A 21,545-nucleotide genomic window follows, 5' to 3' on the forward strand; every position below is an offset into this window, starting at 1 on the left:
TTTATGCTAATAGATTTACATTGTCATAGCACATTTTCAGATGGTACATTATCTCCAAAACAACTTATAAAAAAAGCAAGTAATATTGGAATAAAAATATTTTCCATTACAGATCATGATACTATTGAAGGCCAAAAAGAAGCTATTTATTTTGCAAAAAAAACTAATTTAAGATACATACCTGGCGTTGAAATAAATGCTGAATTCCCAACATTAATGGATATACTCGGATATAATATAGATATAAATGACGATTATTTAAACTCATTACTTAAAACAATTTATAACAAACGAATCGAAAGAAACAGATTAATGATTGAATTATTAAAAAAAGAAGGTTTTAAAATTGATATCGAAGATCTTGAGGGTATATCGCTATATACAATTGGGAGACCTCATATTGCTAGAATTCTTTTAAAAAAGGGATATGGAACCTCTGTAAGTCAAATTATAGAAACATATTTAACCAGGGGAAAGAAATGCTATATTGAAAGATTTAAGTTTTCACCAAAAAGAACCATTAAAGCTATTAAAAAAGCTGGTGGTTTTGCCGTTCTTGCTCATCCAAAAAAATTAAGATTATCAAACATTCAATTAGAATCTCTAATCATTGAATTAAAAGATTATGGACTCGATGGAATTGAATGTTTCCATTACTCAAGTGATCCTCATTATACAAACTTTTTAATTGAATTAGCCAGAAAAAATGGTTTGTTAGTTACGGCAGGAAGTGATTTTCATGGCTCAAATAAACCCTTTGTTTCATTAGGGCTTTATATTGAAAATTTTGTTATACAGGATACTATTAATTATTTTGTTACGAATTATTATAAAAAAAGCTAAACTTTTCTTTCATTATATCCGATAATATAATTAGGAAATTTATAGTCAGGAAAGGATTCCTATGGGGGTGTAATTATGGGAGAAATGAATAGAATAAACAGTGATTTTTCTAGTTTTATAGATTCGCTTACAAAAGATATTGAATTTTCGAAAAAGAATAATAACCAAGGTGAAAGAAAAAATACTCCAAATGTTCAAAAAAACGTTCGTGATTTATCCAATATAAATATAAAAAAACTTTCAAAAACTATTGAAGAAAAACTGAACAAATTAAAGGAAATATTTAAAGGTGAAGTAAAATTTGAGGTAAATGATGACGTAAATATGATTATAGTTAAGATTGTAGATAAAGATTCAAAAAAAGTAATAAGACAAATTCCTCCGGAAACAGCCGTGAAAATGGCAGAAATGCTTGATAAATTAGAAGGAATTTTCTTAGATGAACGCGCGTAACGGAGGTGATTAATAATGAGCGAGAATAGTTATTTGGGTTCTTTCCAATTTGGTGGGATAGCAAGTGGTCTGGACACCTCATCTATAATAGATCAATTAATGTCAGTTGAGAGAAAACCACTGGAAAGATTACAGAATGATTTTGAAAAATTACAACTACAACAAAAAGCATGGAAAGAGGTTGATTCCAAACTTAGTGATTTTTGGGACTTTCTTACTACATTTAAATTAAAAAGTAATCTTATTCCAAAAAGTGTTCAGGTAAGTGATGAAAATGTTTTATCAGCCACTGCATCAACATCAGCAAGCAATACAAATTTTAAAGTTAAAATTAATTCTTTGTCTTCATCTACATCATTTACGCCTACAAATACATTAGGAAACATACCTGACTTAACAACCCAATACTACCAATTAAACGGAAGAACAACTCCAGTTGCTGGTTCATTTACATTAAAGGCTCTTGATTCCTCTGGAAACATAATGGAAAATGTCACAATAAACTTTTCTGGCACAGATACTATAGGAGACATAATAAATCAAATAGACGCAAATTCAACATATTTTACCGCTTCACTTAACAATGGAAAATTAAAAATTGAAGAAAAAGCCGGCCAGGAAGGGACTGTTTCAAGCATATTGTTAGGTGATTCATCTGATACAAGTAATTTTACAGAAGTTTTTAATCTCGAAGGTTCTGATTTTGTACCCGGAGGAGCAACAGCAGGATATATAGAAAGCACCGTTCATGCTGGTGCAATAAATACCTCAAAAATATTATCCGACATAAGTTCAGATGTGTCTTCTGGAATCATAAGAATTAATGGAACAGAAATAACAGTAAGCTCCACAGATACATTAGGCGATTTAATTGCAAGGATAAACGCATCAAATGCTGATGTTATAGCATGGTATGATGAAAATGAAGATAAATTGATGATACGAAATAAAGAAGGTGGTCCTCAGTCAATAACAATTGAAGATGGTGATTCAACAGGTGCAAATAAGACAAATGTATTAGACGATTTATCCTGGATTGATACCAGTGGAAATTATATGGGTACTATTATTCCTGGTACCGCTGCAAATGTTGAAATAGACCTGGATGGTGATGGCACTGCTGATTTAACCAAAACCACATGGGGAAATACCGTAGAATATAATAATGTCACATTGAATTTGAAATCAATTTCCTCAAATTGGATAGATGTTCAGGTTACTCAAGATGTCGATGCTACTTATGATAAAATTAAAGAATTTGTAGACAAATATAATGAAGTTATAGGTTATATTTATGAAAAACTAAATGAAGAGGCTGTAAAGCCAGAGAAAGGTGAAACATTGTCTGAAGATGATAAATTAAAAGGTGTTCTGAAAGGCGATGACAATTTACAGAATATATTTGATTCATTAAGAAATATGGCTTACGGGGTTATTTCATGGTCTTCTGATGTAAATGCTCAATATAGCTCATTATACGAAATTGGAATAAATTCAGGAGACGCGGGTGGAACATATGAAAACACCATGAAAGGGATACTCCAAATTAATGAAGATAAACTTAAATCAGCTATTCAAAATAATTCTGAAGAAGTGTGGAAATTATTTGCATATGAAGATGATAATAATAAAGGCATCGCTATTAAATTCAAAGATTACATATGGAATACTACAAAATTTGGAGGTACAATAGATCAAATATCTGGTACTACCGGGACAATAGGACTTGAAATGAGAGATATTGCAAAAAGAATGACTTCATTAATCGATCAGCTTCAAAGAAAAGAAGCTTATTACTGGCAAAAATTCTCCGCAATGGAACAATCTGTATCCCAAATGCAATCGCAAGGTGCATGGATTACAAGTGCATTTATGAAATAAATAATTAATAAATTAAGGTGGGCAATTGCCTACCTTAATTTATTAATTATTCTTCTTGCATTATCTTCATCTTTTATCATCTGATTTATAAGCTCCTGTCTGCTATTAAATTTTCTTTCCTCTCTAAGAAATTTTAATACCTCAACTTCTATAATTTTATTATATAAATCACCAAAATAATCCAGAAAATATATTTCTACTTTAGGCCTTTTTATGTTTTCATTAAATGTTGGTCTTAATCCAACACTCATAAGTCCATAAAATTTACGTTCTGTATTTTTTACTCCACCTTTTACCAAATATACACCATACTTTGGATATATAACCTCTTCCTTATAACGTATATCTATATTGGCTGTAGGAAATCCTAAACTAAATCCAATATGTCTGTCTTCATATACAGGCCCTTCAACACTCCAATTTCTTCCCAATAAATTATTAGTTTCTTCAATCTTCCCATTAATCAATGTTCGTCGAATAAACGTTGAACTTATCCTTGTTTCTGAGGTTTTAATATCCTTTAAAACTTCTACCAAAAAATTCTTTTTATGTTGTTCAGATAACAAATAAGAAACATTTCCCTTTTTATCTTTTCCAAATGTAAAATCTTCACCACAAACAATAGCCTTCATTCCATTATGTAGCAAAAAATCCAGATATTCACTATGCGTGATATGAATAACATCTAAAAGATCAAAAACTTCTGTTTCAAACCCCATCTTCTCAAGCAACTCCTGACGCTTATATGAAGGCAAGATTACACCGTTAAATTCTCCAAAATACCTAATTGCCGGATATTTCATAATATAAGCTTTTGGTACTAAATTATTCCTTTGTGCAATTTCCAACGTTTTTTTTATAATAACCTGATGACCTTTGTGAACGCCATCAAATGTACCTATAGCTACTGCATAATTCATTATTAAAACTCACCTCTATATAATTTTTATTAATCAAAAAATAATTGTGCCAATTTATAATATTCAAAAGGTACTAATTTTTTTGTCGCTACCCCATATTCAAGTGGGATAGATACTATTTGATTTCCTTTTAAAGCAACCATCCTTCCAAAGTCTCTATTTTTTATAAGATTCATAGCTTCAACTCCATATCTTGTCCCTAAAATTCTATCAAAAGCCGTAGGTGTCCCTCCTCTTAAAAGATGACCTAATACCACAGATCTCGTTTCATAACCTGTTCTTTGTTCAACTATTTCTGCCAAATAATGGGCTATTCCCCCTAGTCTAATATGCCCAAATGCATCAATTGTAGATTTGTCTGCAACAACCTGCTCTAATTCTGTTGGCTTAAATCCTTCTGCTACAGCTATTATCATATATTTTTTTTCTTTCATTCTTTTGTTCACATAGTTTACAATTTCGTTTATTGTCATTGGAAATTCCGGAATTAATATAAGATGTGCTCCAGCCGCCATTCCAGCTTCAATAGTTATCCATCCTGCTTCTCTACCCATTAATTCGACAATCATAACTCTCTGATGTGATTTTGCAGTAGAATGCAATCTATCAATAGCATCAGCCCCGACATTAACAGCAGTATGAAAACCAAATGTATAATCTGTATTTGAAACATCATTATCTATTGTTTTTGGAACTCCCACCACAGGATATCCCAAACTTGACAACTTTGCAGCTACTGATAAAGTATCATCTCCGCCAATAGCTATTAAAGCATCTAAGTGCATTTCTTTAAAATTTTTTTCAAGCAATTCTCTGCTTTCTTCTTCTTTAAAAGGATTTACTCTTGCTGTTCCTAAAATCGTTCCTCCTAATATATGAATTCCTTCAACATCATCATTATCCAATTTAATCATTTCTCCTGTTAACATACCTTTCCATCCATTTAATATACCATACGTTTCAAAACCTTCACCAGCTGCATGAACAATTCCTCTTATAACAGCGTTCAATCCAGGGCAATCCCCACCACCAGTTAATATACCAACTCTCATTTTTCTCCCTCCCTAAAATAAATGATAAAATCATTTAATAAAATAGATATATTTATTATACCAGAAATTTTCCAATTGAGAAAATTATTATAATGTTGTAATTTAGTTAAATTTATAGTATAATTATCTATGAAATAATTAAAGGAGGACTTAGTATGAATGCTAAAGTAATAAACTCGATTCTTGAAGCCTTTTCAAGAACATTTAAAATGGCTACAAATAATATGGATATAGTAATTCAAAAACCTGTCGTCGACAAAGGAGATAATAGATCATATGAAGTTGTTGTTACTATAGGATTCATTGGAGATTTAGACGGCAACATTCACATGGGATTATCAACAGAATCAGCTAAAGTTATTGTTTCTCAGATGATGATGGGAATGCCCGTTGAAAAATTAGATGAAATGAGTTTAAGTGCTCTTGGTGAATTGGGAAATATGATTTCAGGTGCAATTGCAGTAAATTTAGAAAAATTGGGATATAAAATAAATATTACTCCACCTTCAATTATGCATGGAAACAATATTATATTTATAAAAGATGGTATATCTTTAAAATTTCCTATGAATATTGATAATAAATTCTCAGAAGAATTTTTTGTAGTATTAAAAAGTTCAATATGAATGATCATAAGATAGATGTTAAGATTTTTGCAAATCTTAACCTAATTCTTTTTTTTGCTCTAACTGTGTTAGCAAATATATTTATTGGATATTTAATAGGTTATGGCTTATCTTCCTTAACAAATAATAATGTATGGAAGATAGTGTTTTTGTTTTTAGGTATAATCTCTGGACTATATAATGGTATAATGGAATTAATAAAGGAGGCTAAAAAACAGGATAATGAGCGAAGAATTAAAAAAGAAAACAAAAGAGATAATAATAAAAATAATAATTCTTTCAATAATTGAATTTTTAAGTTTGTTATATTTTTATAAAATTACTACATTATTTGTTTTTCTAGGTAGTATCGGAGCGATTGCGGGAATTTTAATGATAACCGAGGAAATTAAAATATTATTAACAAAACCCAAACGTAAAATTTTAAAAGGATATATGATTAGATACGCTTTTTTTGGTATAATCTTATTTGTTGCTGCACTTTTTTCAGGAGAAGGATTATTTTTAACTTTTTTGGGGTTAATGAATATGAAGTTTGCGGCGCTCATTTCACCAAAATAACAGGGAGGAATATATATGACACAAAAGCAGAAAAAGATATTATTAACTCTTTTTTTGATTTATGCAGGATTAGGATTGATTAATTTTATATTTTTTCCTTCAGCAAATTTAGAGGGAGTTGGATTAAGATGGGTATATTCTTTTGGAGGTATACCAACTTTTTGGAATACTATTAATCCAATGACAGTTATTATGTCAGGAGCTATTATTTTAATACTAATAATTTTTGCTGCAGGAGTAAAATTTGAATTAATACCTGATAAGAAACAAGCTTTAGTCGAATCTCTGCTTGGTTATTTTTGGGAATTAGTTGAAGATGCTGTTCCAAATCAAAAATATAGAAAGCCAATATATGTAATTGCAACTACATTATTTTTATACATTTTAATAGCTAACCTTTTGTCAGGTATGCCGGGGATAAATGTTTCTCCAGTTAATGATGGGCTAAAAGTAGCATTATTCACAGACACATGGTATACACCAACTTCTGATTTAAATACAAATGCAACTTTTGCTGTGATGGTTCTTATTATTAGTCATATTTTTGCCGCATCAGCAAAAGGGATAGGTAATTGGTTAAAAATGTTTATTGAGCCAACCCCATTATTGTTGCCCTTAAATTTAATTGGTGAATTGGCAAAACCTGTATCTCATTCGTTGAGGTTATTTGGTAATATTTTTGGCGGTGGAATTTTGGTATTAATTATTAGTTATATGCTTAAATATTTTGTTCTTCCAATATTTTTATGGGGGTTTTTTGGTATTTTTGTTGGTTTGATACAGGCATTCGTTTTTTCTTTGCTAGCAATAGCGTATATGGGTTCTTTACTTGAAGAATAAGTGTAAAATTATAACATACTTAATAAATTTTGTAAGGAGGTAGAATAGAATGGCTGTTGAACAGGTAGCACAGGAAATAGTAAAATCTGGAAGTGAAGCTGCATTAGGTACAGGGTTATATTATTTAGGAAAATTTGTTGGTGCAGGTTTAGCTATGGGTATTGGTGCTATAGGTCCTGGTGTTGGTGAAGGTACTGTAGGTGCTCATGCTATGGACGCTATGGCAAGACAACCAGAAATGGCAGGTACATTAACTACACGTATGTTATTAGCTATGGCTGTTACTGAATCTACAGGTTTATATTCTCTTGTTATTGCATTATTGATGTTAATAGTATTACCATAATTTCGGGGTAAAAATCCCCATAAAAGGGGGTGTAAAGAGTGTTGGATTTTAATTTTACATCAATAATTAATTTAGTAGGATTTTCAGTATTAGCATATTTTTTGTGGGTTATGCTATATAAACCCTTTTTTGAGATGGCAGAAAAAAGGAGACAAATTGTTGAAAGTGAATTAAACCAATCAGAAAAATTACGTAAAGAGGCTGAAGAGAAACTAAATCAGGCTAATTTAGAATTGGAAGAAGTAAGAAACAAAAAAGAGAGTATAATAAAAGAGGCTGAAGATTTAGCCAAAAATATAATTTCTAATGCAAAAGAAGACGCTTTAATCGAAAAAAATAGAATAATTTCTACTGCTGAAAAAGAAGCTAAGGAAATAAAAGAAGAAGCTTATAAAGATATACAAAATAAAGTGGTATCATTATCAATAGCTATAGCTTCAATGATTTTAAAGAAAAACATCGATGAAAAAGCAAATGAAGAAATAGTAAAAAGAGCATTTGAAGCTTTAAGTAAGGGTGAAAAATTATGAAATTTTCCATTTCACTCGCAACTCGATATGTTGAGGCATTTATAGAGTATCTTTCAAAAGAAAGCAAACTGAATAAACTCGATGAATACGTTAAAGCATTAAAAAATGTTGTAGATAAAATTAATAACGACTCTCTTTTCTATGATTTAATTGGAAATCCTTTACTACCAAAGGATTATATCGTTATGCAAATAGTAAAGGTTGCAGATATTGATGATAAGAATTTTAATAGATATATCAAAGTTCTCGTATATAAAAATAGGCAATTAATGATACCCATGGTATATACATTATTAGAACAAAAAAATAATGAATTAAAGAAATTTGCAAAAGTTGATATAACTATACCTTATAATATCAACAAAGATATGATAAACGAATTAAAAAATATTATACATCAAAAAACAGGAAGAAAGGTTATTTTAAATACAAAATTAGATGAAGATTTAATTGGTGGTATTCAACTACAGTTAGAAGATAAAATATTTGATTATTCAATAAAAGGTATTCTGGAAAAAATCGGACGCGAATACGCTTCCAAGCGGGGGTGATTTATTTTGAGAATAAATCCTGATGAACTTGAAAAAGTCATAGAGGAACGCATTAAAGCTTATGAATCAGGTGAAATAAAAGAAGTTGGATGGATAATGCAGGTTGGTGACGGTATTGCCAGGACATATGGTTTAAAGGATGTTATGGCAAGTGAATTGGTTGAAATTCACACCGATACCGGGGAAATAGTAAGTGGAATGGCATTAAATCTTGAAGAAGATAATGTTGGTATAATTATTTTAGGTGATTATAAACTTATCAAAGAAGGAAATAAAGTAGTTAGAACAGGCAAAATTGCTCAGGTCCCTGCAGGCGAAGAACTATTGGGAAGAGTTGTTAACCCATTAGGCGAGCCTTTAGATGGAAAAGGGCCAATAAACACTAAACATACTAGACCTATAGAATATAAAGCTCCTGGTGTTGTTTTAAGAAAACCTGTTGATACACCTTTACAAACCGGTCTAAAGGCTATTGATACAATGATCCCAATTGGCCGAGGACAAAGGGAATTAATAATCGGAGACAGACAAACGGGTAAAACAGCAATTGCTATAGACACAATAATTAACCAAAAGGGTAAAGGAGTCAATTGTATATATGTTGCGATAGGGCAAAAAGCCTCTTCTATTGCAAGAACTGTAGCTAAATTAGAAGAATATGGTGCTATGGAATATACAATAATTGTTGCTGCTAGCGCAAGCGATCCAGCATCATTGTTATACTTAGCACCTTACGCTGGCGCAGCAATGGGTGAATATTTCATGTTCAACGGAAAAGATGCGCTGGTTGTATATGATGATCTTTCAAAACACGCTGCAGCTTATAGGGAATTATCGCTATTATTAAGAAGACCACCAGGGCGTGAAGCATATCCTGGGGATGTATTTTATTTACACTCAAGATTGTTAGAGAGGGCTGCCAGATTAAATGAAAGTTATGGTGGTGGCTCATTAACTGCACTACCTATAATTGAAACGCAGGCAAATGATGTTTCAGCCTATATTCCAACAAATGTTATTTCTATAACAGATGGTCAGATTTATTTAGAACCATCATTATTTTACGCCGGACAAAGACCTGCTGTTAATGTAGGTTTGTCTGTTTCAAGGGTTGGTGGTGCTGCTCAAATAAAAGCTATGAAACAGGTCGCAGGTAGTTTAAGGTTAGACTTAGCTCAATACAGAGAATTGGAAGCTTTTGCACAATTTGCAACAGAGTTGGATGAATCAACAAGAAAACAATTAATCAGAGGAGAAAAACTATCTGAATTATTAAAACAAGGACAATATGTTCCTATGGAAGTTGAAGAACAGGTTGCTATTGTGTTTGCTGGTGTTAATGGATATCTTGATGATATTCCAACTTTAAGCATAAATAAATTTGAAAAAGAATTCTTACAATATTTAAAATCAAATAAACCTTCAATATTAGAATCTATAAAAACCAAAAAAGTCATAGATGAAGAACTGGATAAAGAGCTTAGAAAAGCTATAGATGATTTTAAATCAGCTTTTCAGGCTTAGGGTGGTGACAACTCATGAGTCGAGGAAAACTTAGGGTATTAAAACAACGTAGAGCTTCAACACAATCCACAATGAAAATAACCAAAGCAATGGAAATGGTTGCTGCTGCGAAAGCTAATAAAGTTGTCAAAGAAATTTCTTCATTGAAAGATTATGCTCATTATTCTGAAAAAATAATGAAAAAAATTGCTCCAGTAGAAGATAGCATATACACTTCAAAAAAAGAAGGAACTTTGATTGTGGTTATTACACCAGATATGGGATTATGTGGGGCTTTTCCAATGGAACTTACAAAAGCTGCAAATGATTTAGCTAATAAAACAGATGATTTTATAGGTTTTTATAATATTGGATCAAAAGGTGAAATAGAACTAAAACAAACTGGAAATTTATTGCTTTCAAGAACTAAATTGTATGATGTACCAAAGCAGGAAGATGCTGAATATATACTGGACGATATTATCGATATTATAGAAGATAAAAATATAGGTAAAGTAAAGGTCGTTTATGGTGCATTTAAAAACGCATTAATTCAAAAACCGGAAGTTGTTGAATTATTACCTGTAAATTTTGAAGGTTCAATGGATCCAAGATTCGAATATGAACCTGATTCAAAAGAATTATTTGAAGAAGCTGCTTATTTATACTTATTGTCTAAAATGTATTTAATTATATATGAAAACAAAATAAGTGAATTATATGCTAGAAAAAATGCAATGCGTAATGCTACTGATAATGCAAAAAATTTAATTGAAAAGCTCACCCTTGCATACAACAAAGCAAGGCAGGCTTCTATAACCCAGGAATTAATAGAAATAGTAAATGGCGCTCAGGCATTGCAGGAAGAATAATATTGGGGGTGTAATAAGTGGAAAAAAATGTTGGAAAATTAGTAAGTATAATAGGCCCCGTTGTGGATGTTAAATTTGAAACAGGCAAATTGCCGGAAGTCTATAATGCTCTTGAAGTAATTAATCCATATACAGATAAAAAATTGGTGTTGGAAGTTGAGCAGTTAATCGGTGATAATACAGTAAGATGTGTTGCTCTTGATTCAACCGACGGATTAAAAAGAGGACTTGATGTTGTAGATACCGGAGCTCCTATTAAAGTCCCTGTTGGTGATGTAACTCTTGGAAGAATGTTTAACCTTTTGGGTGATCCCATTGACGAAAGAGGCGATGTTGAAGCTAAAGAGTACTGGTCAATACATAGAGAGCCTCCAACAATTAAGGATCAATCTACAGATATTGAAATACTGGAAACAGGTATAAAAGTTATAGATTTATTAGCTCCATTCCCAAAAGGAGGTAAAATAGGATTCTTTGGCGGCGCTGGTGTTGGTAAAACCGTTCTTGTTATGGAGCTTATAAGAAATATTGCAATTGAGCATAAAGGGCTATCATTATTTGCCGGTGTTGGTGAAAGGACAAGAGAAGGAAATGACCTATGGTTGGAAATGCAGGAATCAGGTGTTTTACCAAATACAGCTCTTGTATTTGGACAGATGAATGAACCGCCAGGAGCAAGATTTAGAATAGCTTTAACAGCATTAACAATGGCAGAATATTTCAGAGATGTTCAGAAAAAAGACGTATTATTATTTATAGATAATATATTCAGATTTGTTCAGGCTGGTTCAGAAGTTTCAGCTCTTTTAGGGCGTATGCCATCTGCTGTTGGATATCAGCCAACATTAGCAACAGATGTTGGTCAATTACAGGAAAGAATAACTTCAACAAAAGATGGTTCTATTACATCAGTTCAAGCAGTTTATGTTCCAGCTGATGATATTACAGACCCAGCTCCGGCAACAACATTTTCACACCTTGAAGCAACTATTGTTCTTTCAAGGCAAATCGCTGAACTCGGGTTATATCCAGCTGTTGATCCATTAGATTCAACATCAAAAGTACTGGATCCTTCTGTTCTAGGGGAAGAACATTACAAAGTTGCCAGGGGAGTTCAACAGGTATTACAGAGATATAAAGACTTACAGGATATAATTGCAATTCTTGGTATAGAAGAATTATCAGAAGAGGATAAATTAACAGTTCAAAGAGCAAGAAAGATTCAGAGATTCCTTACACAACCATTCTTTGTTGCGGAAAAATTCTCCGGAATTAGCGGTCAATACGTAAAAGTCGAAAATACAGTAAAAGGATTCAAAGAAATATTAGAAGGAAAATATGACCATATTCCTGAACAGGCATTTTATATGGTTGGTACAATAGAACAGGCAATAGAAAAGGCAAAGAAAATGGGAATAAAAGTCTAAGGAGGGGGTAAAAAATGTTTGATCTAAAAATAGTAACCCCCAAAGGAATAAAAGCTGAAATAAAAGCTAAATATGCCGAATTCACAACAGTTGAGGGTGGAATGGGAGTTTTAACAAATCGACTTCCTATAGTTGCAAAACTTAAAGTTTCACCTTTAAAAATAAAAACAGAAGATGATAAAGAAGAATTATTTGCAATTCATAGTGGAATAATCGAAATGGATGGAAAAGAAATGATAATACTTACAACTGCTGCGGAAAAGCCTGAAGAAATTGACGTAGAAACTACCATGAAAGCTATTGAATCTGCAAAAGCTAAATTATCTCAAATAGAAAATACCGCTGAAAAGGCTAAAGTTCAGGCAGAAATTGAAAAAAATATGGTAAGAATATCGATAGTAAAAAAATAAGGCGCTTTGCGCCTTATTTTTTTACAGTCTATTAATATTATAAATGAATTGGAATAAACATATAATTAAATAATCCATAATCATTTTCTGTTTTTTTAAAATTAATATGTTATAATTAAATAAAATACTTTCATTGGAGGTGTAGTTATGCTTAAAAAACTATTTACTGCATTATTATTACTATTATCTTTAAGTATTTTTTCAATTAACAATTATTTTTTCAATTTAAATACAATCAATATAAATAATACGAATGTATATATTTCTAAAAATTTATGGAATATATCAGAAAAATCTAAAATTGGTTTGTGGATATCCATGAATAATTTTAATGTATTCCCAAAATTAGGAATCAATTATAATGACAAAATAACATTTTACAAAACTCAACAGATTTTTTTTAAGAAAGTGAAACTAAAAACTGGTGAAAGAGTTTTTAACCTAGATGTTGGATATAATTTAAACAATAACTCCTTTATTTTATCGACAACAATAAAAAAATATAAAAATGATTTGATTTCTAAAAATTTTTCATATACATATACTTCTGTATTTAAAAGTGGGAGTGAAAAAAGAGGTATAGCTTTAAATAAGATATTAATACCTACAATAATAAAAAGTTCCGTCTTTTCAACGGATTATAATGAGTATTATATATCAAATTATTCATTTCAATTACAGAGATATTTTACATTACCCTTTATAATAGGTATATCTGAATTAGGATACTCTTTTTCAATTCCTATTGGTATTTTTGAAAATAGATATTTATCAGGATATTATTCATATGGTATTTTATATAAAGATGAAATTTCACCTTTTTTTAATTTTCAAACACCTATAAAAATAAATAAAAGTGATTATTATTTTGGCATGCAATTAAAAATGAAAGAAAAATCGAATTTTATTGTATTTTTTTCAAGACTGGATATGAATAACACATTTAGTTTAATATTTACAAAAGACGGAGGGAGTTTTTTCTTTGAATTCTGAAATCGGGATATACATACATATACCCTTTTGTAAAAGTAAATGTCTATATTGCGATTACCCTTCGACGACAAATATTAATATACAGCAAAAATACTTTAATTATTTAATGAAAGATATAGAATTGGATAAATATGATGGAAAAATAAAAACAGTTTTTTTAGGTGGCGGAACCCCATCTTATGTTGATATTAAATATATAGAAAATATTTTTAAAAAATTAAATATTACCGATGCTTTCGAAATAACGATAGAATCAAATCCTGAAACATTAACAGAAAAAAAATTATATAATTACAAAATGCTTGGAATAAACAGATTAAGTATGGGTATCCAAACATTTGATAATAATATTTTAAGAGCTATGAATAGACAATATAACAATGAAATAATAGAAAAAAAATATAGTCTAGCCAGAAAATATTTTTTTAATATCAATTTTGATTTTATTCTTGGATTACCTGGTGATAATATGAATATTTTAGAAAAAAATTTAGAATTAATAGAAAAACTACAACCTCAACATGTTTCTTATTACATATTTGATGATGATCATCCTACGCCATTAAAAAGTTTATTGGATAAAGGTAAAATGAAATTACCAGAATATGAATTTATTGAAGATGGTTTTGACTTAATAATAGAAGAATTAGACAGAATGGGATATAAAAGATATGAAATATCCAATTGGTCAAAAAAAGGATTCGAATGTAATCATAATTTAATATATTGGAATAATGAAAATTACTATGGTTATGGAATTTCAGCCGGAGGACATGTAAATAATATAAGATATACAAAAACATCAGAATTAAAAAAGTATTTTAAATATCTTAATGAAAATAAGATACCATATGAATATTATAATGAAAACACCTTATTAGAAGAATTAACGGAAGAATTATTCATGGGTTTAAGATTAATAGATGGAATTAAAGTAAAAAAATTAAAAACAAAATATGGAAAATTATATGAAAAATTTTTCAAAAATTTTGTTCATGTAGGGTCAGACTTAATTAAAGTGGATAATAGAATTAGATTGTCAAAAAAAGGCCAGGATTTATCTAAAATGGTATTTGAAAAAATTCTTGAAGTGAGGGAAAATATAGAATGGATATGAAAGATAAAGTGGAGAAATATATAGCGGATTTAGTTAATAGAAATTTTGAGAAAGAATCTAATCCTAAAGAATGGGATGAATATTTTATGAAAATTGCTTTTCTTGTTAGCGAAAGGTCTTCGTGTACGCATAGAAAAGTAGGTGCAGTAATAGTAAAAAACAAAAGAATACTGGCAACCGGATATAATCAACCACCATCAGGATTCCCTCATTGTGATAAAATAAACTGTATAAGAGATGATCTAAAAATAAAAAGTGGAGAATATCAGGAAATCTGTTACGGACTTCATGCAGAACAAAATGCATTAATGCAAGCTGCAAAATTTGGGATTTCTACTGATGGAGCTTACATATATGTGACACATCAACCATGTTCTATTTGTGCAAGGTTAATAATTAATGCTGGGATAAAGAAAGTGATATATGGAGGTAATTATCCTGATGCATTAACAAAGTTATTTTTTAAACAAACAGGTGTAGAATTTAAAATGATGAAAAAATAATCTTGGAGGTGTATTATGCCTAATCAAAAGTATTTCCAGTATTTAAGAAAGGATAGACTACCAAATGTATGGTGCCCTGGTTGTGGAAATGGAATTGTTATGAAATCTTTCATTGAAGCAGCTGGAAATCTAAATTTAGACAAAAATAAAGTTGCAGTAGTTTCTGGAATAGGATGTTCCTCAAGGGTTACAGGATACCTTGATTTTAATACATTACATACTTTGCATGGAAGAGCTATACCTTTTGCAACAGGAGTTAAATTAGCCAGACCTGATTTAGAAGTTGTTGTTATGGGTGGAGATGGAGATATGCTGGCTATTGGTGGAAACCATTTTATCCATGCCTGCAGAAGAAATATGGATTTAACAGTAATACTTTTTAATAATACTATCTATGGAATGACTGGCGGACAGTATTCACCTACCACACCTCATGATTCTATGGCTTCCACGGCCCCATATGGTAATATTGAAAGCACATTTGATCCTGTTCAAATGGCAGTATCTTCAGGTGCAACATATGTAGCAAGAAGCACAGTATATCATTATACCCAAAGTGTAAAATATATAGAAAATGCAATAAAACATAAAGGTATGTCTGTTGTAGAAATAGTTTCAAATTGTCATACATATTATGGAAGATATAACGGAATGAGTAAACCTTCTCAATTTATGGACTATTTTAAGAAAAATACTATAATGTTAAATAAAGCAAAAAAAATGAGCAGTGAAGAGCTTGAAGGTAAAATTATTATAGGTGAATTTTATAATAACGAAGACAAAAAAACCTATCTTGATTTATATGAAGAATTATCTGAAAAATTAGGTGGTGTTGTGAAGTGAATATAAAAGAACCAAGAAGTATCAGAATTAGTGGAATGGGCGGTCAGGGAAATATACTCATGGGTCTTATTTTAGCAGAATCTCTTGTTAATGAAGGTTATTGGGTAGTTCAATCTCAGCATTATGGAGCTCAGGTTAGAGGTGGCTTATCTTTTTGTGACGTGTTATACTCAGATGAAGTTATTGATTATCCAAAAGCAGAAACATTTGATATATTATACATTATGAATGATATAGCATTTCCACATTTAACTATGATAAAAAACAATGGTATAATTTTTTATGATAGTTCATATATAAAATCACTCCCTCAAACTGTATCAAGAATTACAAAAAAAATAGTTGCTATTCCTGCATCAAAATTGGCATACGAAGAACTTGGAAATACAAATGTTGCAAATATGATAGGACTTGGAGCAATTGCTAAAAATTGTGAAATTGTTAAATTAGAAACATTAATTAAAATTATGAAAAAACGTGTAAATCCAAAATTTTACGAATTAGACGAAAAGGCTCTAAAAATTGGTTATGAATATAGCAACAAAAAATATGAAATAAAAATAAATGATAAAAATGGAAGAGGATTTTAATGAGAAAATTTTCAAAAAGTATTTCTTTTGCAATTAAAGGCTTATTTGAAGTTTTTAAAACTCAAAGAAATTTTAAAATTCAAACTTTTTTCGCTTTAATAGCCTTTACATTATCTTTTATACTCAACCTAAATGAAAGTCAGATTTTATGGATATCATTGGCTATATTTTTTGTTTTAATTTTAGAAACAATAAACACATTAATAGAAAAAATGATGGATTTGATACATCCTCATTACAATCCTATCGTAGGACTAATAAAGGATTTAGGTGCTGCTGCGGTACTAATCGCAGCATCTTTTTCTATTGTAATTGCAGTTGTCATATTCGGTGGTAAAATTTTCAATTGGCCTCCAAAATATGGTATAATAATAGGTATAGCATTTATTGTATTTATAATAACTGGGAGTTTGTTTAAAGGGAGGGAAAAAAATGACCGATAATGTAATAAAAATTCTAATTGTAGATGATTCTGGATTTATGAGAATGGTATTAAAAGACATAATTGAAAAACAAAAAGACATGAAAGTTGTTGGAATAGCAAAAACCGGACTCGAAGGAGTAGAAAAAGCGATAACGCTGAAACCAGATGTAATAACAATGGATGTTGAAATGCCTGAATTAAATGGACTTGAAGCGGTAAAATTAATAATGAAAAAAAATCCAACCCCTATTATTATGGTTAGCAGTTTAACCTCAAAAGATTCTGAAATAACAATAGAAGCTCTGGGAAATGGTGCAGTAGATTTTATACAAAAGCCAGCTGGAAGCGTTTCATGGACATTTAGAGCAGTTGCGGATGATCTATTGATAAAAATAAGAAATGCTGCAAAGATAGACCCAACAAAATTAACGAAAAGATCTACATTCAAAGCAAAAAGACCTAGAATAACCTCCCTTCTAAGAGGACAAAAAATTGTATTAATTGCATCATCAACAGGTGGGCCAAGATCATTGGATACTATAATTCCAAATCTCCCAAAAGGTATAAATGTGCCTGTGGTGGTTGTGCAACATATGCCTGCTGGATTTACAAAATCTCTTGCAAGTAGACTAGATAAAGTTTCAGAGTTAAAAGTAAAAGAGGCTGAAGATAATGAAGAATTAAAACCTGATACGGTATATATTGCACCTGGAAGCTATCATTTGGGATTGAAATCAAAAGGCTCTAAAGTATATACATATCTGGATTCATCGGATAAAATAAACAATGTAAGACCTGCTGCTGATTTTACTTTTGATAAAGCTGCCGAAATATATAAATCAAATATAGTAGCAGCAGTCTTAACAGGTATGGGAAAAGATGGAGCAAAAGGTGCATTTAAAATAAAGCATTATGGAGGGAAAATAATTGCAGAATCTCCAAAAACGTGTGTTGTATACGGTATGCCCAAAGCAGTTGTAGAAGAAAATTATGCTGATTTTGTTTTACCAAATTATGAAATAGCAGAGAAAATAGTTGAGTTATTAGGAGGAAAATGATGAAAAATCGGTTTATTTTAATCTTATTGATTTTATTACCCCTTGTATTATTTTCAGTAAAAACATTTATTTATACAATAAAAAGTGGTGATTCTCTGGAAAAAATAGCAAATAAATTTAATATTCCTTTATCTCTTATTATTGATTATAATCCGGATTATGCATATAAGAAATATATATATCCTGGCGAAAACTTATTAATACCAGAAAAAGCTATAATGATATATCGTGTTAAATCAGGAGACAATTTAAGTTATATAGCAAAAATATTCTTTTCTGATGCAAGTTTAATAGCTGAATATAACAATATAAAAGATCCAGATCTTCTTTATATAGGCCAAAAATTAGAAATTCCATATGAATACATTGGTTTAAGCTTTAATAAGCAGGTTGATGTATCTTGGCCTGTATGGGGAGAAATTACATCGTTGTATGGCTGGCGAATACATCCGATATATAACGAAAAAAGATTTCATTCTGGTGTAGATATAGCTTTAAGCGAAGGTGCGCCAATATTATCTGCAGTTAGTGGAAAGGTTGTTGAAGTAAAAAAAGATAATGGATATGGAATATACGTAAAAATAAAAGCAGAAAAACATTATTATATATTTGCACATATGTCAAAAGCACTTGCTACAGTGGGTGAAATCGTTAAAAAAGGTGAATTAATCGGAAGAGTAGGCTCAACAGGAATATCCACTGGACCTCATGTCCATTTTGAAGTTAGAACATTAGCGGATAAATCCGTAGATCCATTGGGTTTATTACCAGGATTTAAATATGCTCATGTATCAATAGAGAAACATTATATGGGTGGTAATTAGACATGAGAAAATTATTAATATCAATATTTTTACTTATTACATTATCTTTTTTTTCAAAAGAATTATATCTTCAATGGAAAAAAGTGGATAATAATAATTATATTGAGAAAAACAATAATATTTTTCTCAATATTTCTTATTTAGAAAAGCTTGGATATATAATAATGGGAACATCAGAAAATATGTTTATATTAAAATTAGATGATACGTGGTCTGCTGTTGTTTTTCCAAAAGCCGAAGTTGCTATTATAAATTCTTCTGAAAGTATTTCACTTAATTCTGAAGATTTTATGTATATTAATAAAAAATATTTTGTAAAATTGAACATTCTTGCCAAAATAGCTAATCTTGAATATTTTAAGAATTCCAAAGGATATTACTTAAATTATAAACTTGCAAAATTGAAAAGTATAGACGGTTTTTTAATGAAGGATAGATTAAGGATTATAATGGAATTTTCAGCTAAACCAGAAAAATTTGAGATATATCCATTAACAGCTGTTCCTGGTTATTTAATAAAAGTTTTTGGAGTTGAAATTCCTGAAGTTTCCTTTTCAAAAGAATTCAATAATAAATTTTTAAGCCGAATTAAAGCTATGCAGCATTCGCAAAAAGAAATATGGGTGACTATAATACTTGGAGCAGAAGCAAAAAAATACACAAAACTGGAAGAAAATGGTCGAATTATGTTGGATATAGAAATGACTGAAGATTTTACCAAACCTGTAGTTGTCATAGATCCAGGACATGGAGCATTTGATCCGGGAGCACTAGGATATCTTGGAACAAGAGAAAAAGATATGGCATTAAAAGTTGCATTAAAAACAAAAGAAATACTTAAAAACAAAAATATAAGAGTATATCTTACTCGTGATACTGATAAATTTATAGAATTATATAATAGAGCAAAAATTGCAAATGACTTACATGCAGATCTTTTTATAAGTATTCACTTGAATTCATATCTTGAAAATAGAAGTGTTAGGGGATCGGAAGTTTATTATTTTTCTTTTTCCGATGACAAATATGCAAGAAAAATTGCAAGAAAAGAAAATCTTGATATGAATGATAATAAAGATATAATACAATCAAGAGTTATAGAAAAGAAAAACTCTATACCTGAAAGCAAAAAAATGGCGGAGATTTTAAAGAAATATATAGAAAAAAATAAAATACCATTTAGATCTACAAATGCCGCTGAATTTGCTGTTTTAGCATATACAAAATGTCCAGCTGTGTTATTTGAATTAGAATTTTTATCAAATCCAATTGTAGAAGTTAACTTTATTTCAGGGAAATATGTGGATTTATTTGCAAAAATAATAGCCGAATCAATTATGGAATATTTTAATGTGAAGTAAATTTTAACAAATTAGTTGCGAAAAATTTTCTTGATTTATATCATATCTTATGTTATAATATACCTCGGAAGTTGTTCCGGCGTAGCTCAATGGTAGAGCGGGTGGCTGTTAACCACTAGGCTGGGGGTTCGAATCCCTCCGCCGGAGCCATAAACAAAATCCCCTTAGGGGTTAACAAAAACGTCCAGTATAATAACTGGACGTTTTTTTATATAATTTCAAAATCACAACATGAATAACTAATAAAAGCTATATATTTTCTGGATATTTTAATAAACTATAATAAAGTTTACTTTTTTATTGTGTAAATGGTAAAATAAAAAAGAACAAAAAGAGGAAAATAAAAAATGGGCTATGGTTGTGATAACCATAGCCCAAATAATTACTTTATCATCAATAATAATTGATGTGAGCAAGGTTATCACAAATAGGCACACTTATCCCACTAACAAGATTTAATGAAACTAATCTTCTAATAAACATGTGATAACCTCCTCTCGAATTTTAATGATTTTATACAATTTTTATAATAACACATAATCAAAAAATAGAAAATAACAATTAACGAAGATTAAAGATAATTATAAACAAATATCTATGATTACGAACAAAATTCTATCGTTATTCAAATAATATTACTATTTTAAAACAATAAAGTTTAAATATTAAATAAATCAAAAAAATTAATCTTCTATTTTCTTTAATTTTACAGCAGTTCCATAAGCCAACATTTCTGCAGCGCCTTGCATAACAGCAGAGCTTGAAAATCTCATACCAATAATAGCGTCAGCACCAAGTTTTTCTGCTTCATCGATCATTCTTTCATATGCAATATTCCTTGCTTCTGTGAGCATTTCTGTATAACCTTTCAATTCACCACCAGCCAATGTTTTAAATGCAGCAGCAATATCTCTTCCTAAATGTTTTGAATGAACAGTATTACCTATAACTATACCTAAAACTTCTTTGAACTCATATCCGGGAACATAACCAACAGTTGTTACTATCATAAAAACA

General features: G+C 30.1%; 26 protein-coding genes and 1 tRNA gene. 24 read left to right on the forward strand and 3 right to left on the reverse strand.

What is annotated here, in order from left to right; genetic code table 11:
• Positions 1-3: 3 nt before the first annotated feature.
• From X275_RS03245 to fliD, 3 genes are all read left to right on the forward strand, one after another.
• Entirely contained in the window at positions 4-843 is an 840-nt protein-coding gene (locus tag X275_RS03245) for a PHP domain-containing protein (protein WP_047267513.1), read from the forward strand.
• A gap of 75 nt (positions 844-918) precedes the next feature.
• Positions 919-1,296, forward strand: coding sequence for a flagellar protein FlaG (locus X275_RS11005; RefSeq protein WP_052913582.1), 378 nt, complete (start codon positions 919-921; stop codon positions 1,294-1,296).
• A gap of 15 nt (positions 1,297-1,311) precedes the next feature.
• A complete protein-coding gene (fliD, locus tag X275_RS03255) occupies positions 1,312-3,177 on the forward strand; it encodes a flagellar filament capping protein FliD (RefSeq protein WP_047267514.1) in 1,866 nt (621 codons plus the stop codon).
• A 29-nt stretch (positions 3,178-3,206) separates the two neighbouring features.
• On the opposite strand, the gene ribF is transcribed toward fliD, so the two are convergent.
• Together ribF and X275_RS03265 are read right to left on the reverse strand one after the other, a co-directional pair.
• Positions 3,207-4,097 (reverse strand): riboflavin biosynthesis protein RibF, encoded by an 891-nt coding sequence (gene ribF / locus X275_RS03260; protein WP_047267515.1) that lies wholly within the window; start codon positions 4,095-4,097, stop codon positions 3,207-3,209.
• A gap of 29 nt (positions 4,098-4,126) precedes the next feature.
• Positions 4,127-5,149 (reverse strand): 6-phosphofructokinase, encoded by a 1,023-nt coding sequence (locus tag X275_RS03265; RefSeq protein WP_047267516.1) that lies wholly within the window; start codon positions 5,147-5,149, stop codon positions 4,127-4,129.
• 155 nt (positions 5,150-5,304) lie between these two features.
• Between X275_RS03265 and X275_RS03270 the strand changes: the two genes are divergently transcribed.
• The 21 genes from X275_RS03270 to X275_RS03370 all read left to right on the forward strand — a co-directional run bounded on the left by X275_RS03270 (position 5,305) and on the right by X275_RS03370 (position 20,678).
• Complete coding sequence (locus X275_RS03270) at positions 5,305-5,775, forward strand: chemotaxis protein CheX (RefSeq protein WP_047267517.1); 471 nt, start codon at positions 5,305-5,307, stop codon at positions 5,773-5,775.
• Positions 5,772-6,065, forward strand: coding sequence for an AtpZ/AtpI family protein (locus X275_RS03275; RefSeq protein ID WP_047267518.1), 294 nt, complete (start codon positions 5,772-5,774; stop codon positions 6,063-6,065). The genes X275_RS03270 and X275_RS03275 overlap by 4 nt, the downstream gene beginning before the upstream one ends.
• Positions 5,998-6,336 carry a hypothetical protein gene (locus X275_RS03280; RefSeq protein WP_047267519.1) on the forward strand — a complete coding sequence of 113 codons (339 nt, stop codon included), beginning with the start codon at positions 5,998-6,000 and terminating at the stop codon, positions 6,334-6,336. The genes X275_RS03275 and X275_RS03280 overlap by 68 nt, the downstream gene beginning before the upstream one ends.
• 15 nt (positions 6,337-6,351) lie before the next feature.
• Entirely contained in the window at positions 6,352-7,176 is an 825-nt protein-coding gene (atpB, locus tag X275_RS03285; protein ID WP_047267520.1) for a F0F1 ATP synthase subunit A, read from the forward strand.
• A 49-nt stretch (positions 7,177-7,225) separates the two neighbouring features.
• Positions 7,226-7,522 (forward strand): F0F1 ATP synthase subunit C, encoded by a 297-nt coding sequence (locus tag X275_RS03290; RefSeq protein ID WP_047267521.1) that lies wholly within the window; start codon positions 7,226-7,228, stop codon positions 7,520-7,522.
• A gap of 38 nt (positions 7,523-7,560) precedes the next feature.
• A complete protein-coding gene (atpF, locus tag X275_RS03295; protein WP_047267522.1) occupies positions 7,561-8,052 on the forward strand; it encodes a F0F1 ATP synthase subunit B in 492 nt (163 codons plus the stop codon).
• Entirely contained in the window at positions 8,049-8,603 is a 555-nt protein-coding gene (atpH, locus tag X275_RS03300) for an ATP synthase F1 subunit delta (RefSeq protein WP_047267523.1), read from the forward strand. Before atpF ends, atpH begins: the two co-directional genes overlap by 4 nt.
• Positions 8,604-8,609: 6 nt before the next feature.
• Positions 8,610-10,127 carry a F0F1 ATP synthase subunit alpha gene (gene atpA, locus X275_RS03305; protein ID WP_047267524.1) on the forward strand — a complete coding sequence of 506 codons (1,518 nt, stop codon included), beginning with the start codon at positions 8,610-8,612 and terminating at the stop codon, positions 10,125-10,127.
• Between the two features lie 14 nt (positions 10,128-10,141).
• The gene (gene atpG / locus X275_RS03310; protein WP_047267525.1) at positions 10,142-10,978 is read left to right on the forward strand and encodes an ATP synthase F1 subunit gamma; all 837 of its coding nucleotides are present in this window, start codon (positions 10,142-10,144) and stop codon (positions 10,976-10,978) included.
• Between the two features lie 17 nt (positions 10,979-10,995).
• The gene (gene atpD / locus X275_RS03315) at positions 10,996-12,405 is read left to right on the forward strand and encodes a F0F1 ATP synthase subunit beta (RefSeq protein WP_047267526.1); all 1,410 of its coding nucleotides are present in this window, start codon (positions 10,996-10,998) and stop codon (positions 12,403-12,405) included.
• Positions 12,406-12,419: 14 nt separating this feature from the next.
• On the forward strand, positions 12,420-12,815 hold the full coding sequence (gene atpC, locus X275_RS03320; RefSeq protein ID WP_047267527.1) for an ATP synthase F1 subunit epsilon: 396 nt from the start codon (positions 12,420-12,422) through the stop codon (positions 12,813-12,815).
• A gap of 147 nt (positions 12,816-12,962) precedes the next feature.
• Positions 12,963-13,808: a hypothetical protein gene (locus X275_RS03325; protein ID WP_047267528.1), complete on the forward strand. Its 846-nt coding sequence runs from the start codon at positions 12,963-12,965 to the stop codon at positions 13,806-13,808.
• Complete coding sequence (gene hemW / locus X275_RS03330) at positions 13,798-14,925, forward strand: radical SAM family heme chaperone HemW (RefSeq protein WP_047267529.1); 1,128 nt, start codon at positions 13,798-13,800, stop codon at positions 14,923-14,925. Before X275_RS03325 ends, hemW begins: the two co-directional genes overlap by 11 nt.
• Positions 14,922-15,428: a deoxycytidylate deaminase gene (locus tag X275_RS03335; protein WP_047267572.1), complete on the forward strand. Its 507-nt coding sequence runs from the start codon at positions 14,922-14,924 to the stop codon at positions 15,426-15,428. The genes hemW and X275_RS03335 overlap by 4 nt, the downstream gene beginning before the upstream one ends.
• Positions 15,429-15,443: 15 nt before the next feature.
• A complete protein-coding gene (locus X275_RS03340; protein WP_047267530.1) occupies positions 15,444-16,271 on the forward strand; it encodes a 2-oxoacid:ferredoxin oxidoreductase subunit beta in 828 nt (275 codons plus the stop codon).
• Positions 16,268-16,861: a 2-oxoacid:acceptor oxidoreductase family protein gene (locus X275_RS03345; RefSeq protein ID WP_047265440.1), complete on the forward strand. Its 594-nt coding sequence runs from the start codon at positions 16,268-16,270 to the stop codon at positions 16,859-16,861. The genes X275_RS03340 and X275_RS03345 overlap by 4 nt, the downstream gene beginning before the upstream one ends.
• Positions 16,861-17,304 carry a diacylglycerol kinase family protein gene (locus X275_RS03350; RefSeq protein ID WP_047265441.1) on the forward strand — a complete coding sequence of 148 codons (444 nt, stop codon included), beginning with the start codon at positions 16,861-16,863 and terminating at the stop codon, positions 17,302-17,304. Before X275_RS03345 ends, X275_RS03350 begins: the two co-directional genes overlap by 1 nt.
• The gene (locus tag X275_RS03355; protein WP_047267531.1) at positions 17,294-18,343 is read left to right on the forward strand and encodes a protein-glutamate methylesterase/protein-glutamine glutaminase; all 1,050 of its coding nucleotides are present in this window, start codon (positions 17,294-17,296) and stop codon (positions 18,341-18,343) included. Before X275_RS03350 ends, X275_RS03355 begins: the two co-directional genes overlap by 11 nt.
• Entirely contained in the window at positions 18,343-19,167 is an 825-nt protein-coding gene (locus X275_RS03360; RefSeq protein ID WP_047267532.1) for a M23 family metallopeptidase, read from the forward strand. The genes X275_RS03355 and X275_RS03360 overlap by 1 nt, the downstream gene beginning before the upstream one ends.
• A gap of 2 nt (positions 19,168-19,169) precedes the next feature.
• Complete coding sequence (locus X275_RS11010; RefSeq protein ID WP_052913584.1) at positions 19,170-20,528, forward strand: N-acetylmuramoyl-L-alanine amidase family protein; 1,359 nt, start codon at positions 19,170-19,172, stop codon at positions 20,526-20,528.
• Between the two features lie 75 nt (positions 20,529-20,603).
• Positions 20,604-20,678: transfer RNA gene (locus X275_RS03370), tRNA-Asn, on the forward strand.
• A 533-nt stretch (positions 20,679-21,211) separates the two neighbouring features.
• Here the strand turns inward: X275_RS03370 and X275_RS03375 are convergent.
• Complete coding sequence (locus tag X275_RS03375) at positions 21,212-21,538, reverse strand: heavy metal-binding domain-containing protein (RefSeq protein WP_047266291.1); 327 nt, start codon at positions 21,536-21,538, stop codon at positions 21,212-21,214.
• Between the last annotated feature and the right edge of the window lie 7 nt (positions 21,539-21,545).

Origin of the sequence: Marinitoga sp. 1197 (assembly GCF_001021165.1) — a bacterium.
Taxonomy (GTDB): domain Bacteria; phylum Thermotogota; class Thermotogae; order Petrotogales; family Petrotogaceae; genus Marinitoga.